This window comes from Echinicola sp. 20G, assembly GCF_015533855.1.
In the GTDB taxonomy this organism is placed as follows: domain Bacteria; phylum Bacteroidota; class Bacteroidia; order Cytophagales; family Cyclobacteriaceae; genus Echinicola.
The window spans coordinates 3,566,804-3,584,399 of the sequence record NZ_AP024154.1; the positions used below are offsets into that span (position 1 = coordinate 3,566,804).

11 protein-coding genes are annotated in these 17,596 nt (G+C 39.2%); 8 read left to right on the plus strand and 3 right to left on the minus strand.

What is annotated here, in order from left to right; all coding sequences use genetic code 11:
* Positions 1 to 43: 43 nt before the first annotated feature.
* The 3 genes from JL001_RS14670 to JL001_RS14680 are packed head-to-tail and all read right to left on the minus strand — an operon-like array spanning position 44 to position 3,994.
* A complete protein-coding gene (locus JL001_RS14670; RefSeq protein WP_200977341.1) occupies positions 44 to 1,459 on the minus strand; it encodes a tagaturonate reductase in 1,416 nt (471 codons plus the stop codon).
* Positions 1,460 to 1,474: 15 nt separating this feature from the next.
* A complete protein-coding gene (gene uxaC / locus JL001_RS14675; RefSeq protein WP_200977343.1) occupies positions 1,475 to 2,920 on the minus strand; it encodes a glucuronate isomerase in 1,446 nt (481 codons plus the stop codon).
* A gap of 33 nt (positions 2,921 to 2,953) precedes the next feature.
* On the minus strand, positions 2,954 to 3,994 hold the full coding sequence (locus JL001_RS14680) for a LacI family DNA-binding transcriptional regulator (RefSeq protein ID WP_200977345.1): 1,041 nt from the start codon (positions 3,992 to 3,994) through the stop codon (positions 2,954 to 2,956).
* A 756-nt stretch (positions 3,995 to 4,750) separates the two neighbouring features.
* On the opposite strand from JL001_RS14680, the gene JL001_RS14685 reads away from it, so the two are divergent.
* From JL001_RS14685 to JL001_RS14720, 8 genes are all read left to right on the plus strand, one after another.
* Positions 4,751 to 5,995 (plus strand): glycoside hydrolase family 105 protein, encoded by a 1,245-nt coding sequence (locus JL001_RS14685; RefSeq protein WP_200977347.1) that lies wholly within the window; start codon positions 4,751 to 4,753, stop codon positions 5,993 to 5,995.
* An 8-nt stretch (positions 5,996 to 6,003) separates the two neighbouring features.
* The gene (locus tag JL001_RS14690; protein ID WP_200977349.1) at positions 6,004 to 6,981 is read left to right on the plus strand and encodes a pectinesterase family protein; all 978 of its coding nucleotides are present in this window, start codon (positions 6,004 to 6,006) and stop codon (positions 6,979 to 6,981) included.
* Positions 6,982 to 7,024: 43 nt separating this feature from the next.
* Positions 7,025 to 8,659, plus strand: coding sequence for a glycoside hydrolase 43 family protein (locus JL001_RS14695; protein WP_200977351.1), 1,635 nt, complete (start codon positions 7,025 to 7,027; stop codon positions 8,657 to 8,659).
* 8 nt (positions 8,660 to 8,667) lie between these two features.
* Entirely contained in the window at positions 8,668 to 10,362 is a 1,695-nt protein-coding gene (locus tag JL001_RS14700; protein WP_200977353.1) for a glycoside hydrolase family 28 protein, read from the plus strand.
* 2 nt (positions 10,363 to 10,364) lie between these two features.
* Entirely contained in the window at positions 10,365 to 11,123 is a 759-nt protein-coding gene (locus JL001_RS14705) for a rhamnogalacturonan acetylesterase (RefSeq protein WP_200977355.1), read from the plus strand.
* 2 nt (positions 11,124 to 11,125) lie between these two features.
* A complete protein-coding gene (locus JL001_RS14710) occupies positions 11,126 to 11,938 on the plus strand; it encodes a rhamnogalacturonan acetylesterase (RefSeq protein ID WP_200977357.1) in 813 nt (270 codons plus the stop codon).
* A gap of 25 nt (positions 11,939 to 11,963) precedes the next feature.
* Positions 11,964 to 13,877 carry a pectinesterase family protein gene (locus tag JL001_RS14715; protein WP_200977359.1) on the plus strand — a complete coding sequence of 638 codons (1,914 nt, stop codon included), beginning with the start codon at positions 11,964 to 11,966 and terminating at the stop codon, positions 13,875 to 13,877.
* A 418-nt stretch (positions 13,878 to 14,295) separates the two neighbouring features.
* Positions 14,296 to 17,583: a TonB-dependent receptor gene (locus JL001_RS14720; protein ID WP_200977361.1), complete on the plus strand. Its 3,288-nt coding sequence runs from the start codon at positions 14,296 to 14,298 to the stop codon at positions 17,581 to 17,583.
* Positions 17,584 to 17,596 lie beyond the last annotated feature (13 nt).

Sequence of the window (17,596 nt, forward strand, 5' to 3'; positions counted from 1 at the left end):
AAGGCTGCCAGAAATGGCAGCCTTTTTTTATAGCATTAACTTTTTAAACTTTTTCTTTATCCGCTAGTACGTTCATTTCTCTGACTACTGCTTCTTCAAGTCCATCCACTGTAGTAAGGTCCATATCCCAAAGTGCTTTATAACTTAAGGCTCCGTGGGCTACTTCCTCTAAATCATCATTTTTCCATATGCTTTTGAAATAGTTCTCGATGTCTTCGCTGTCATTTACTGGAGTAGGTTTTCCATCAAAGTTTCCTTTGTAAAACAGCAATAAGGCAGCTAGGGAGTGAACCAGGTTTTGTGGCAGTTCTCCTTTTCGTTCTACGAATTCCAGAAGTGAAGGCAGTACTCTGACTTTAAATTTGGAGATAGAATTCAAAGCTATTGAGCTCAATAGATGTTTAACGAAAGGGTTTTTGAACCGATCCATCACATCGTTAGCAAATTGTTCCAACTCATCCTGAGGAAGGTCTAAGGTAGGAATGATTTCTTTTTGAATGGTTTCATCCAGAAACTTACCAACGATAGGATCTTCAACAGACTCTCTTACTGTTCTTAGCCCGTTCAAATAAGCGACAGGAACAAGGGAAGTATGTGCTCCATTAAGAATCCTTACTTTTCTGGTTCTATAAGGGGATTGGTCTTGGACGAATTTCACATCAAGTCCAGCTTCCTCAGCAGGAAATTCATCCTTGACACTGTCAGGCCCCTCTATTACCCAAAGGTGGAAGGGCTCCGCTTTTACAACCAAATTGTCTTCAAACCCAATTGCTTCCTGAATTTCTTTGATGGTTTCTTTTGGAAATCCTGGTACAATTCTGTCTACCAAAGTATTGGAAAAAGTATTGGCTTTTTGAATCCAACTGACAAACCCTTTGGGTAACTGCCAAAGTGAAGCATACTGGACAATTATTTCTTTTAACTTATCACCATTTTTATCAATCAATTCACATGGTATAATGTGCAAACCCTTGCTTTCATCACCATTGAAGGTGGAGAACCTTCTATAAAGTAGGGCTGTTAATTTACCAGGAAATGAATCTGATATTTTATCCTTTTGATCATCAGATGGATTGTACGAAATACCAGCTTCAGTGGTGTTGGAGATAATAAATCGTAAATATGGGTTGTCCGCTAACTTTAAATAGGACTCATAATCTTCATAAGGGTTGATGACACCTCTAACACAGGTTATCATTCTGGTTTCTTCCTTTGCCACCCCTTTTTGGATGCCACTGAGCTGAACATGATAGAGCCCATCTTGCTGGTTGATCAAATCTCCCATACCATTTGCAATAGGCTGAATAACCTGGACGTCGCCATTGAATTCAGTCTTCTCATTCATGATATCGATGATCCAATCTACAAAGCCCCTTAAAAAATTACCTTCCCCAAATTGAAGGACTTTAATGGGCCTTTCAGGGGACTTGACGATATTTTGTCTGTTAAGTGTTTTCATGGTTTATGTGAGTTTCTATTGTTCAAATTGAAAGTAATTTTTGGCATTATAGTAACAAATATCACTGACTATTTTTCCTAACCACTTTTCGTCTGCTGGAAGTTCTCCATTAGTCACATCATTTCCAAGGAGGTTACACAATGTACGGCGGAAATACTCATGACGCGGGAAGGAAAGAAAACTTCTTGAGTCAGTCAACATCCCTACAAAACAGCTTAATAGCCCCATATTGGATAAGGCATTCATTTGTTTTTCCATACCATCTTTTTGATCTAGGAACCACCATCCAGATCCAAACTGAACCTTTCCTTTGATAGAGCCATCATTGAAATTCCCAATCATGGTGGCCATGACTTCATTGTCGGCAGGATTTAAGTTGTAGAGTATGGTCTTCGCCAATTGATCAGTACCATCCAATAGGTTTAAGAAACCGGCAATGGCTTCTGCTTGGGAGAAATCTCCAATGCTGTCAAATCCCGTATCAGGACCTAATATGCGTAACATTCTTTCATTAGTGTTCCTTAAGGCACCTAAGTGAAATTGCTGAGTCCATCCTTTGGCATGATACATCCGGCTTAAATGAAGAAGTGTCTCAAATTTGAAATAATCAATTTCATCTTGCCCTAAGGCTTCTTGAGACTGCAGCTTTTTGAAAAGCTTCTGGATATCATATTTGCCTAAGTTATAGTAATACAATTTCTCCAATCCGTGGTCGGAAAGTCGGCCTCCGTGGCGGTGGAAAAAGTCAATTCTGTTTTCCAAAGCAAGCAATAGGTCATCATAGCTCTGTATTTCTATACCACTGACATCCTGTAGTTTTTGTAAGTACTCAAGGTAATCTTCAGGATTTTCGACAGCATAAGATTTGTCAGGTCGAAATGCAGGAAAGAGGTGTGTATTTACACCTTCTTTCTTTGCTTTTACATGAAATTCAAGACTATCAATAGGGTCATCTGTAGAACAAACTGTTTCTACATTCATTCTCTCCAAGAGCCCTTGTACGCTGTAGTGAGGAGTTTGAAGTAGGGTAGAGGCTTTTTCGTAAATGCTGTCGGCAGTATCTGAAGTTAAGAGTGTATCAATATCAAAGTACCTTTTAAGTTCAAGATGGGTCCAATGATAAAGAGGGTTCCTGAGCGTGTATGGAACAGTTTTAGCCCATTTTAGAAATTTTTCTTTATCGGTAGAGTCTTTACCTGTAATATATTTTTCATCAACCCCAAGAGTTCTCATGGCCCTCCATTTATAATGGTCACCAGCTAGCCAAATCTCTGATAAATTGTTAAACTGTCTATTTTCAGCGATGTCCTTTGGGGATAAGTGACAATGATAATCGATGATGGGTAAGTTTTTTGCATAGTCATGGTAAAGGATCTGCGCAAATTCGCTTTGTAGCAAAAAATCCTCATCAAGGAAAGCCTTATTCTGTTTGTGCAATCGATTGCTCACTTGGTCCAACATTTTTTCTTCTTTTATTTAATGTAAATAATTTTCTTAAATAGGCTGTGTTATTTTTCGGGTAGAAGAGCCTCTGATGATCAGTTCGGGTTTGAGTACCGTTTTTTGGGGGATAAATTTTTTGGGATCTGCTTTAAGCAGTTCAAAGAACAACTCGGCAGCGACATTGCCCATTGGGATACTGACTTGATCAACCGATGTTAATGATGGAGTGGTAAAGGAAGTAAAGGGCTCATTACCAAATCCAGCAATACCGACTTCTTCCGGAACGCTTATTCCTTTATCTTTCAGGACTTGAAGAGCTCCCATGGCGGCATAGTCACTGGAAGAAAAGATGGCATCAAAATCTATTCCATCATCAAGCATTTTCAGCGTACTTTGCTGTCCATCTTCCAGCTGCATATTACTTTCAATAATTAAGTCCTGATTGAATTGGATACCATTATCCTTTAGCGCATCAGTATACCCTCTGAGTCTTTCACTGTAAATATTGATTTTTCGAGGGTTTGTAAAGTGTGCTATTTTGGTATAACCATTTTCTATCAAGTGTTCGACAGATTTGTAAGCACCTATGTAATCATCAATCACGACTTGGTTGACTTCTACCTCCTCAGTAATCCTATCAAATAAAACAAGGGGAATACCTTTCTCTATAACTCTTTCCAAATGCTCAAAATCATCTGTATTCTTTCCTATTGACATGATGATTCCATCTACACGAGCACTTAATAATGCATCAACAGTTTGTGTTTCTTTCTCAAAATTCTCGTATGATTGAGAAATAATTACTTTATAATTGAGTTGGTTGGCTATTTCTTCTATACCTCTGACTACGGATGAAAAGAAATTTCTGTTGGCTGTTGGGACAACGATTCCAATCAATTTACTTTTCCCATTCCTTAGGGCGGCCGCAATATTATTAGGTTGGTAATTTACCTCTTTAGCAGCCTTTTGAACTAGTTTTTTGGTAGCATCACTTATTCTTGGGTGGTTGTTTAAAGCTCTGGAGACAGTGCTCGCAGTTATTCCAAGCTTTGAAGCTATGTCATGGATGGTCGCTTTTTTTCTTTTGTTCATCGCTTTAGTCAGGTTGCCAAAAACACAAATGTACTATTAAACTTCATAAGTTACAGATTTACTCAATCACGTGACTGAGATGTTGTTTTTGGCTTTAGGTTATTATGGGTAGTGTAATTATGTTACACTGATACTAATTTAATGATGTAATCGTTTGCGCAATATAGCGTATTTACTGTTCCTATGTCAAGAAAAACATCCAATATTTTTTTATGGCTATTTATTTAATTTAAAGGATAAACATCTTAATGGAGTTAAAATCCGAATTATTAATGATTATTTTATTGATTTGGTAAGATAAAATTTTAAAGTGTCAAAAAAAATAATTATATATGCAATCGATTGCTCATTGTGATCGATGTAATTGAATATTTATCCTTCCGTTTTGTAAGTTATATTCATGATCAGAAGGATTTTCAAAATATTGTATGTAATTAGTTTAGGGTTAATGATGTGAAATGTCTCCTTCGGTTGAGGGAGACCTTTCAGTTTAATTCATTTTAAGGCCTAAACTTGTTTATATAAATGATTAACAAAATAAAACCCCAAATAACATGTTTACATTCAGCAAATTAATAAGGAGCTTGGAGGAAGTTTTCAGACAAATTCATTTAAGTTTAATTTTTTCAAAAGTTGTTTTAGCTCCAAAACCAATTCAAACAGAACAAGGTTTACCGCCATGGGAATAACTTATTTGCCAGCATAAAAATCACCTCTTTGGTTAGCAAACTGAATAACAATAATAACCCTTTACCTATGTATTTAATTCAAATCGCTGATGTTTCGAAAAAAATATTCCCTGCATTATTGTTGATAGTGGCATTAATTTCTTGTCAGTCAAAATCTACCAATGAAAGTAGTGATGAAACTGAAAACACAGAGCAAAATGCTTTTACGAAAGAGTACTCAACTTGGATGGCCGATTCAGAAATCAAACGAAACCCGGAAGGTTGGACATTGGATTTCAATGAAAAGCCAAAATGGGAATATACCCATGGCCTGATCATGACTGCGATGGAGCAGGTCTATGACAAAACCGGAGAAGAACGGTATTTGGATTATATATTGCACTTTGCGGATTTTATGATCAATGACCAAGGAGAAATAAAGACTTATAAGAAGTCTGATTTTAATATAGACAGAGTAAATGGTGGTAAGTTTTTGATCGGTCTTTACGAAGAAACAGGGAAAGAGAAATATAAATTGGCCGTTGAAGAATTGCGAGATCAGATGAGAAATCACCCGAGAACTTCAGAGGGTGGGTTTTGGCATAAAAAAGTCTATCCTCATCAAATGTGGTTGGATGGATTGTATATGGGGTCGCCATTTTTGGCGAGGTATGCTGCTGAATTTGATGAATCAGCGCTTTTTGATGATGTTACCAATCAAATTTATCTAATGGATAAATATGGTTACAGCGAAGAGACAGGCCTTTACCACCATGCTTGGGATGAGAGTAAAGAGCAAAAATGGGCAGATCCAGCTACAGGTCTATCCAAAAACTATTGGGGTAGAAGTATAGGCTGGTTTAGTATGGCGGTGGTAGATGTTTTAGATTATTTACCTGAAAGTCATCCGAAAAGAGGTATGGTAATTGAGGTGGCTAAAAGATTAGCTGCTGGAATTGTAAAGTACCAAGATCAAACTGGTGTTTGGTATCAGGTAGTAGACCAGGGTGAACGTGAAGGAAACTATCTAGAATCCTCTTGCTCAAGTATGTTTACCTATTTTCTGCTTAAAGCAACCTCCAAAGGCTATATTGATAGAAAATATGAGGAGGCTGGATTGAAAGCATATCATGGTATGATTAAAGAGTTTATTCGAGAAGATCAAGATGGAGGGATAAGCATCACCAACGTATGTGGAGTGGCTGGATTAGGAGGAAATCCATACCGGGACGGTTCATATGAATATTACATTAATGAACCGATTAGAGTCAATGATCCAAAAGGAGTTGGCCCATTTATTCTAGCTTCTTTGCAGTATGAACTGATCAAATAACCCAACTAATGAAGATTTTATTTAAAGTATGTTTACTGATAGGTGTGTTTTGCACCCATTTAGTAAATGCTCAGGATTTTGACATTACGGTAGCCAAAGATGGCTCTGGAGATTTCAAAAACATTCAAGAAGCTTTCAACAGCATTCCCGATTTTAGAAAGAATATCACTCGGATTTACCTGAAGCCAGGAACCTACAAGGAGAAGTTGACCTTGGCCGCCACCAAAACCAAAGTCCACCTAATTGCTGATAATGCAGCAGAGACAATTGTTACATATGATGATTTTGCCTCCAAGAAAAACAGCTATGGCGAAGAATTGGGAACAACAGGTTCTTCCAGTTTTTTTGTTTTTGGGGATGAATTTTATGCCAAGAACATCACTTTTGAAAATTCTTCAGGTCCTGTGGGACAAGCTGTAGCGGTCAGGGTCGATGGTGATAAGGTGATTTTTGAGAATTGCCGGTTTTTAGGCTTCCAAGATACTTTGTATCCCCATGGAGAAGGTAGTAGGCAATATTACAAAAACTGCTATGTGGAAGGAACAACGGATTTTATCTTCGGCTGGTCCACAGCAGTTTTTGAGGATTGTGAGATTTATTCCAAAGAAGGTGGGCAATACATAACAGCTGCTTCCACAGATAAGAAAACATTGCACGGTTTTGTGTTTATCAATTGTAAACTGACTGGTGATGCGCCAGAAAACAGTGTCTACCTTGGAAGGCCATGGAGGGAATATGCTCAGACTGTTTTTATAAAAAGTGAACTAGGAGCACATATTAAAGCAGAAGGATGGCACAATTGGGATAAACCGGAGGCTGAAGAAAACTGCTTTTATGCCGAGTACAGGTCTACAGGTCCAGGTGCCGCTCCAGAAGAAAGGGTACTGTGGTCATGGCAGCTTACTCCTGATATCGGTGAAGCATACACCACACAAAACATTTTGAAAGGAGACGATGATTGGGATCCTACCAAAATACTAGAGTAAAACCAAGTTAATTTAGATCAACAATAATCCTTACCCCAAAATAATGAACTTAAATAAACTTATAGTAAATGTTATTTTATTAACTTTTTGTTTCTATTCGGTAGCAAATTCTCAAGACTCCGAAATATCTGACGTTTGGGTTTCGGATCAAGGAGATGGAACTTTTATCAATCCTGTTTTGCATGCTGATTACTCGGATCCTGACCTTTGTAGGGTTGGCGCTGATTTTTATATGACAGCATCAAGCTTTAATGCTGTCCCGGGTTTACCCATATTACACTCAAATGATTTGGTCAACTGGACGTTGATTGGTTATGCGTTGGATAGGTTGACCCCTTATGATCACTTTAGTACACCACAGCACGGCAATGGTGTATGGGCACCATCCATTAGGTATCATGAAGGCGAGTTTTATATTTATTGGGGCGATCCTGATTTTGGGATTTATATGGTAAAAACCAAGGATCCAGCAGGGGATTGGGAAGAGCCAGTTTTGGTAGAGGCAGGAAAAGGGTTGATAGATCCTTGCCCTTTGTGGGATGAGGATGGCAAAGCTTATTTGTCCCATGCTTTTGCTGGAAGTAGGGCAGGCATAAAGAGTGTGTTGGTCGTTAAGCCTTTGAGTCCAGATGGGACCAAAACCATTGGTGTTGGTAAGTTGGTTTTTGATGGCCATGAAAACCATCCAACGGTGGAAGGAACAAAATTCTACAAGAGAAATGGATACTATTATATTTTTGCACCTGCAGGTGGAGTTTCTACTGGTTGGCAGCTGATCTTAAGGTCAAAAAATCCATATGGCCCTTATAAAGAGCATATTTCTTTAGCTCAAGGAAATACAGCAATCAATGGACCTCATCAAGGAGGTTGGGTTGAATTGGAGAATGGGGAAAATTGGTTTTTGCACTTCCAAGATAAAGAGGCTTATGGTAGAATTGTACACATGCAACCCATGTTTTGGGAGAATAATTGGCCTACTATGGGAGAGGACTCAGATGGAGATGGGACTGGCCAGCCGGTATTACAATACAAGAAACCAAATGTTGGGAAAACATATCCTTTAGCTACACCAATTGATACTGATGAATTTGATGGGAGTGACATTGGCCTCCAATGGCAATGGCATGCTAATCCCAAGGCAACATGGGCCTTCGTGAATCCTTCCCAAGGATATCTAAGATTATACACCGACCAAATTCCAGAAGGAACCAAGACCCTTTGGGATGTCCCTAATTTGTTACTTCAGAAGTTTCCTGCCGAAACCTTTACAACTACGACCAAGTTGACTTTTCACCCTAATGAAAAGCTGCAAAATGAAAAAACAGGATTGTTGGTGATGGGGATGAGCTATGCGTACCTCGCACTGGAAAGCCAAGAAGATGGCCTTTATCTAAAATATGTAGCGTGTGAGGATGCGGAACATGGTAAACCAGAAAAGGAAACAATGATCAAGAAACTTTCCGGGAATACACTACAGCTTAGGGTAGAGGTGAAAGAAGGTGCCATTTGTCAATTTAGCTATAGTGAAAACGGAAAGAAATTCACAGAAATCAATGACGAATTTACAGCTGTTCCGGGCAAATGGATTGGTGCGAAAGTAGGCCTGTTTGCAGTTAGAAATTCAAAAACCAATGACTCAGGTTATGCTGACGTAGATTGGTTTAGGTTTACAAAATAAAATACCCAATGAAAAATACCTTTTATATCCCCTTGATTTTAATAACCCTTGTGGTTAACGTATTTCAGGTCAATGCGCAAAAAATTGCTGGTATTGACCCCGCCCTGTACGAGGGGGTGGAGTTTGACATGCCCAAAGTGAGGCTGCCTTCGTTTCCTGACAAGACGGTAAATATTATGGACTTTGGTGCTAAAGGTAATGGCATGTTTAAAAATACAGAAGCCTTTAAGCAAGCTATTGAACAGCTTAGTCAAGAAGGTGGAGGTAAGATAATTGTGCCCAGAGGAATTTGGCTAACCGGCCCTATTACATTAAAAAGCCATATAAATCTTCACTTGGAAGAAGGAGCTTTAATCTTATTCAGTAGAGATTTTGATGATTATGCGTTGATCAAAACAAGTTTTGAAGGGTTGAATACGGTAAGGTGCGAATCGCCAATCAATGCAGAAGGAGCTGAAAATATAGCCATCACAGGCTCAGGAGTAATTGATGGAAACGGTGATGCTTGGCGACCAGTTAAGAAAGGGAAAATGACCGATAGCCAATGGAAGGCACTGAACAAGTCTGGAGGGGTGCTTTCAGAAGATGGTAAAATCTGGTTTCCAAGTGAATCTTCCAAAAAGGGATATATGAGCAGCACGAACTTCAATGTGCCAGATTTGATATCTCAAGATGAATTGAACTCCGTGAAAGATTTTCTTCGGCCAGTAATGGTGAGCTTAGTGAAATGTAAGCAGGTGCTGTTGGATGGGCCTACCTTCCAGAATTCCCCTGCTTGGAACATTCATCCCTTGATGTGTGAAGATTTGGTCATCAGAAACCTTAGTGTCAGAAACCCTTGGTATAGTCAAAATGGGGATGGGCTTGATTTGGAGAGTTGTAAAAATACCTTGATTTATAATAACACTTTTGATGTAGGTGATGATGCCATCTGTTTCAAATCTGGGAAAGACAAAGATGGGAGAGAGAGAGGAATACCAACCGAGAACGCTATTGTGAAAAATAATACGGTGTATCATGCACATGGTGGTTTTGTGGTAGGAAGTGAAATGTCAGGAGGGGTCAGAAATGTCCATGTGTCTAAATGTACTTTTATCGGAACAGATGTGGGGTTGAGGTTTAAAAGCACTCGTGGTAGAGGAGGCGTAGTTGAGAATATTTTTATTTCAGACATTGATATGATCAATATTCCCACTGAGGCCATACGCTTTAACATGTTTTATGGTGGGAATAGTCCGGTTCTAGAAGAAGATCAAGATGCCTCTGATGAAGCTCGGGACGAAACCATAGTGCCCGTAACAGAAGAGACACCTGCTTTCAGGAATATATTTATGAAGAACATAACGGCAACAGGTTCGGGAAAGGCAGGTTTTTTTATGGGGTTGCCTGAGAAAAGCTTGGAGAATGTTCATTTAGAGAATGCGATGCTTGAAGCAAAGGAGGGAATTACAGTAATTGATACAGATGGTTTGACTTTGATTAATGTAAAAGTAATTGCCGAAGAAACTTCAGCTCTGACAATCTATAACAGCCAAAATGTAGAAGTAAAAGGTTTCGCTTTTAATGAAAATGACAAAAAGCCTGTTCGGGTTTTGGGTAGGTTGAGTCGTGATATCCATTTTGACCTTACTGATTTTAAATCTTATCAGGATCAACTGACATTAGGGAAAGAATTGCCCAAAGATGCCGTTAAAGTTCAATGATTATGAAGAAAATATTATTAGTAATTTGTTCATTATTAGTAGTCTTTGTGGGAATCACCTCTTTTCAGGAGAAGGAAAAAGAGATTACTATTTTTTTGATAGGTGACTCTACGTTGGCCAACAAGCCATATTCTGGGAGCAATCCTGAAAAAGGCTGGGGGCAGGTGTTTGGGCTGTATTTTAAGGATGGTGTAAAAGTTGAAAATCATGCGTTAAATGGACGCAGCACTAAGAGTTTTAGGGATGAAGGGCACTGGGACAAAGTTTTCCAAAGTATCCAACCGGGAGACTATGTCTTCATAGAGTTTGGTCATAATGATCAAAAGGAAAAATCTCCGGATCGATATGCTGCTCCCGATACGGATTATAGAAATAATCTGATCAGGTATATCCAAGAAACTTATCAAAAAGGAGGCAAACCAATTTTGGCCACTCCAATTACCAGGAGAAGTTTTGATGAAAATGGAATATTACAAGATACCCATGGCCGGTATTCGGAAGTAGTGCGAGAGGTTGCGGAAGAGTACAGCCTGCCTCTTTTCGATATGCACAAAAAAACCATTGAAGTATTGGAGCAGTTTGGGGTGGAGAAATCGAAAGAATTGTTTTTGCATTACAGGCCGGGGGATTATGTTAAATTTCCAGAAGGAAGATCGGATGATACCCACCTTTCTCCAACAGGCGCATTCAAGTGTTGTGACCTTGCTGTGGAAGAACTAAAAAGGGAAATTCCAGAGCTGGTTATTTTCTTAAAAGAATAAGGATGAAACTAAGACTGAAGAAATACTTAAGCTTCTCGCTCATTCTTTTGTTTTTAGCTTTTTTGGGATTCAGACCAAAGGAAAAGATTGTCAAGGTTTACCTGATTGGAGATTCAACTATGGCTGATTATAATGATGACTATGATCCTGGGAAAGATTATATGAAAACAAGGTATCCTGTGACGGGATGGGGCCAAGTTTTCCAACCTTTTATGAGTAAGGCGAACTTGTCCAGTCTGAGAGGTATAATTCAAGGGGATTCGGTGCTAGTCGATGATCGAGCGAGGGGAGGAAGAAGTACGAGAACTTTTTTTGAAGAGGGGCGATGGAGAGAAGTTTATGAAACGCTTAATGAGGGGGACTTGGTCTTAATGCAATTTGGACATAATGATGCTGCGGAAAATAAACCAGAGCGGTATGTAAATATCGAGGGCTACAAGGAGTACATCAGACTTTACGTAAACCAAACTAGGCAAAAAAAGGCAATTCCAGTTGTTTTGACCCCGGTTAACAGAAATTACCCTTGGAAAGAAGGGAAGCTTCAAAATGTGCATGGAGAATACTACCAAGCCGCAATAGAAGTAGCAGAAGAATTGGATGCTTTGTTGATTGATCTTACACAATTGTCCATGGATTATTTTACCCAAAAAGGCAAAGAATATGTCACGGATCACTATTTTATGAATTTTGGTCCGGGAATTTACGAGGCTTATCCAGAGGGTAGTAATGACAATACCCATTTTCAGCCTGAAGGGGCCAAAGCGGTAGCCGGACTGGTTTATCAGGCTATGACTCAATTGAAAATTAATCAATAATTTTATTAATGGAGATATGAATTTGATGATTCAGGTTATAAACAGAAAAGGTCTTGTATTGGCCATCTTTCTGATAAGTACTTTAAGTCATCTCAGCTTTTCCCAACATGTCAATTCCTATCCAAAAGATGGTAAAATCAAGGATCTAAAAGGAAAAGTTCAAGAAGATATAGTAGTGGCTAAGGATGGGTCAGGAGATTTTTTATATATCGCTGATGCATTGGAAGCAATCAGGGTCTATCTTCCAAAACCAATAACCGTCTACATCAAGGAAGGTGTCTATAAAGAAAAGCTTGAAATACCTGGAACCATTACCAATGTTACTTTCAAAGGAGATGGTCCTGATAAAACCATCATTACTTTCGATGATCATACCGGCAAAAATTACATGGATACTTTTGATTCCTATACACTTTTGGTATGGGGCAACAGTTTGATGTTTAGGGACCTGACTATTCAAAATACAGCTGGAAGTGTTGGGCAAGCGGTGGCATTGCATGCTGAGGGAGATCGATTGGTCTTTGAAAATTGTCATTTTAAGGGAGACCAAGATACCATGTTTGCTTCTGGTGAGAATAGCAGACAATACTATAAGGATTGCTATATAGAAGGTACTACTGATTTTATATTTGGATCTGCAACGGCTTTGTTCGAAAATTGTGAAATACATTCTAAAGCCAATTCGTATATCACAGCAGCCTCAACACCTGATTGGGTGGATTATGGTTATGTGTTTAAAGACTGTAGGCTTACTGCCGAGGAAGGTGTCGATAGGGTTTTTTTAGGTCGGCCATGGAGAGATTATGCCCAAACTGTGTTTATCGATTGTGAAATGGGAGACCATATCGTACCTGAGGGCTGGCATAACTGGGGTAGTCCGGAAAAAGAAAAGACTACATTCTATGCCGAATATAATTCTATCGGACCAGGAGCCAATGTGAAGTCAAGGGTAGATTGGGCACATAAGCTTACAGATGAAGAGGCCCTTGCTTTTACCAAAGAACATATTTTTAAGGGGAGTGGTAAGTCAGTAAATGCTGATGGTTTTGCATGGTATGGTTATGAAAAAGATACTTCTTTTACTTTAAATAGTTCGTATAAAAAGTACAGTAAAAACCTTCCTGATATCCAACCGGTTTATGCTGAAAGTATAGGTGGAGTGCAGGAGGAAATGAATATTCCCTATAAAAACCTGGGCTATCGTGAGCTTCAACTGGATGTATTTTATCCAGAAAATAGAGCGTCAAAAGCCATTCCTGGGATATTATTTGTACATGGAGGTGGTTGGAGGTCTGGAGATCGATCCATGCAAGCACCCATGGCCAAAGCATTGGCAACAAAAGGATATGTGACGGCAGTAATGGATTATAGGTTGTCACTGGAAGCATCGTATCCAGCCGGAGTCCATGATGTGAAAGATGCCATAAAATGGCTAAAGGATCATGCAGAAGAGTTTAATTTGGATACCAATAAAGTGGCCATATCAGGAGGGTCAGCCGGAGGGCAGTTGGCTGCCTTGGTTGGGACAACCAATGGCGTGAAGAAATATGAGGCTACTAAAGGCAATTATAAGTCTAGCTCAGAAGTTCATGCCATCATTGATATGGATGGGGTTTTGGCTTTTCATCATCCAGAATCTGCTGAAGGTACAGTGGCTGCTCAATGGCTGGGAGGTACTTATTCAGAAATACCTGAGACTTGGGATGAAGCCTCGGCATTGTATCAGGTACGTGACGGAGCAGTTCCCATATTGTTTATCAACAGTCAGTATCCAAGATTTCATGCAGGGCAAGAGGATATGATAAGAAAGTTGGATCAGTTAGGGGTTTATTCGGAAGTACATACCTTCCCCAATTCGCCGCACCCTTATTGGCTTTTTGAACCTTGGTTCACACCAACAGTAAATTTAATGGATAAGTTTTTAAGAAAAATTTGGTGAGTAAAACGCTTTTTTGCTGCAAAAAATCGGAATCGATTGCGTAAAAGGTAATCGATTGCACAGTATTGAATCGATTTAGTATTCTGTATTTTAATATTGTTGGATGAATAGATTGATTGTTGTGAGAAATTCCCTTTAAATAGATTTTAATATTGGAATTATGAATAAGTGTAAAATTAACTTGTATATGAAAATTTAATTGATTAATATGCAATCGATTGCGCAACATGTATCTGTTTGCATGATCAATTAGTCATTTGATTAATAAACCCTTAATTATAAATAACATGAAATTCCCCCGCATTACGTCCCCTCCGAGGACATAGACAATACCTACTTTTATTGTGTGGATTTATAAAGAGAGCTAATCAACTTTCTGATCACAAATATTTATTAACAAAACCCAATCAATATCGAAATGAAGTTTACCAAAAACTTATCGGGTATTTCCCGGTATCTCTCGCTGTTTTTGCTGCTTACGGTATTCTCAATGGTTGAACTTTATGCACAATCATTGACGATTACAGGAGTAGTAAAGGGCTCAGATGGTGAAACCGTTCCTGGTGTCACCGTATTGTTAAAAGGAACTGGCACTGGTACAAGTACTGATATGGAAGGTGCTTACACACTTGCCGTCAACGATCCTAATGGAACCTTGATCTTTTCATCTATTGGGATGATAAAGCAAGAAATTGCCATTGAAGGGAGGAGCACTATTGATGTGACCATGGAAATGGATGTAGCACAATTGGATATGGTAGAGGTAGTGGATTACGGATATGGAACTGTCAAGCGAGCAGATATGACAGGTTCTGTAGCTTCAATGTCAGGTAAGGAACTGGCAAAAATCCCTGTAGCCAGTGCTGCACAGGCCATTACAGGACGTCTTCCCGGTGTAAATGTATTGACCACTGACGGTTCTCCAGATGCAGAAGTGGTTATTCGTGTTCGTGGTGGAGGCTCCGTGACCCAGGATAATTCACCACTTTATGTAGTGGATGGATTTATCGTAGGAAGTATACGTGATATTCCCCCTACGGATATAGAGACTATTACGGTTTTGAAAGATGCTGCAGCAACAGCTATTTATGGTGCACAAGCCGCAAACGGTGTAATTGTTATCACCACCAAAACTCCTCAAGCGGGAAAAACTTCTATTTCTTATAATAACTTTTTCCAGTGGAAACAGCTGCCAAAGGACAGAAGATATGAGGTATTGGACCCTTATGAGTATGTTTTGGCAAATTATGAATATGCTAAACTTCAGTCTGATGCAGCGGTAAGAAATTTTGAGAGATACTATGGAGTGTACGATGACTTGGAGCTTTATCAACAAAAACCTGGAACTGATTGGCAAGAAGAACTTTTTGGTGATCCCAAACTTAGCCAGTATCATAATTTGAGTGTTTCTGGAGGCACCGAAAAAACAAAAATGATGCTTAGCTTGACCAATAATACAGATGAAGGTCTAATGCTGAACTCTGGGTATAAGAGAAATGTAATCAACTTTAAGTTAAGTCATGATTTAGCCGATAGACTTAAAATGGACATAGGCACCAGGATCACACATACCATTGTGGATGGGGCTGGTACATCAGGAAGTGCCCAAATCAACATCAAAGATGCAGTACAGACAAGACCAGTAAATGGTATTGCTGATGAATTGGATATAGATGTGAATCAAGTGAATTCCGAGGATGATTTCCAATCTTTTCTTTTGAGTCTGGTAAGCCCGGTGGAATTAGCCAAGCAAGATTGGAGAAAGAGGACAGAATATGACTATGTATTCAATGCAGGATTGACTTGGTCCATCATTGATAATTTGGACTTCAAATCTACTTTTAATGGTTCCAGAGACTTTAGAAATGACTTAAGATTTTATGGTCCACTGACCGGAGAGTCCTTCAATAATGGAGGTAGTTTACCATTGGGAGTGAAAAGCGAGAGAAGTACTTTCTCTTACCGCTGGTTGAATAGTGTCTCTTATAAGTTTGACAACCTAGGTGATCATGATTTGGACTTCTTGGTTGGACAGGAAGTTTATTCCAGTGGGGGAAACAGTGATATGGTTCGTGTGGAGGACTTTAGACTTTCCATTACTCCAGAAGAGCTTTTTGCCAATATGACCTTCGGTAGAGTTGATCGCCATGAGACCAATGAGTTTACAGATGTAAATAGATTCTCCCTATTTGGTCGAGCCAATTACCAATACTTAGGTAAATATTTAGTTACGGCAACCATTAGGTCTGATGCGTCCAGCAAGTTTGCTAAAGAAAATAGAGTTGGGATTTTCCCTGCTTTAGCTGTCGGGTGGAAAATCTCTGAAGAGGACTTTTTGAAGACATCTTCTTGGGTGGATGAATTGAAATTAAGATTGAGTATAGGTGAAACTGGAAATGACAGAATTGAAGCAACAGCAACTCAGTTCTTGTTCCAAGGTTCTACCAATAGAGGCCCTGGATTTGGCAACGTGGATAATGTTTATTACACACCAAGTAGCAGTACGCTTTATAACCCTGACCTAGTATGGGAAACTACCGTAACCAAAAACATTGGTTTGGACTTTACCCTTTTCAAGGCCAAAGTAGAAGGTAGCTTGGACTTTTATAAGAACACAACCAATGATTTGTTATTGCAGTCAGCCATTCCACCTAACACAGGTTTTAATACTCAATGGGACAATATTGGTAGTACCTCCAACAAGGGAGTGGAATTGGGGATCAATGCTTTCTTGATCGATCGACCTGATTTCTCCTTATCTGTGAACTTTAACACAGGCTTTAATAGGGCCAAAGTTGAAGAATTGGATGGTACCAATGAGCGCTTCTTCCAGTCCAATTGGGCCAGTACGGATCTGAATAATATCAATGATTTCTACCTAAGGGTAGGAGGAAGAATTGGTGATATCTACGGTTACGTGACTGATGGAATGTATTCTACGGATGATTTTGAAGGATATGATGCAGCCGCAGATGAATATATTCTAAAAGAAGGTGTGCCCAACTCCACTTCTGTAGTAGGTAATACCAATATCAGACCTGGTTTCTTAAAGCTAAAAGACTTAAACGGTGATGGTGAGATCAATGCAGATGACCGACAGGTGATTGGAAATACCCTTCCGAAAAATCAAGGTGGCTTTGGGATCAATGCCAGATGGAAAGGATTTGATGCGGCTATCTTCTTCAATTACCAATACGGTAATGATGTCTACAACACTGGTAAAATCCAATATAACCAATTCAGAAGGGTTACTTACGGTAACATGCTTACCACCATGTCTTCTGACAATAGGTTTACTTACCTAGATGTAGATGGAGCTTATACAGGTACCCCGGGTGAAATTGTGACAGACTTGGGTCAATTGGCTGAGTTGAATGAAAATAAGAATATCTGGTCTCACAATAGCTATGGGATTGCAGGAGCGGTTATCCATAGTTGGGCTGTAGAAGATGGTTCTTTTATCAGGTTGAACAACCTGACTCTAGGTTATTCTTTGCCTCGCGAATTGATTTCACGAATTGGATTGTCTCAATTCAGAGTATATGCAACAGGTAGTAATCTGAAACTTTGGACAGATTATTCAGGATATGACCCAGAAGTGAGTACTACAAGAAGCAGTAGTTATGCTGCCCTGACACCTGGTGTGGATTATTCATCTTTCCCTCGCAGCAGGTCTTATACCGTAGGCTTAAATATTACATTCTAAAAAGAGATTAGCA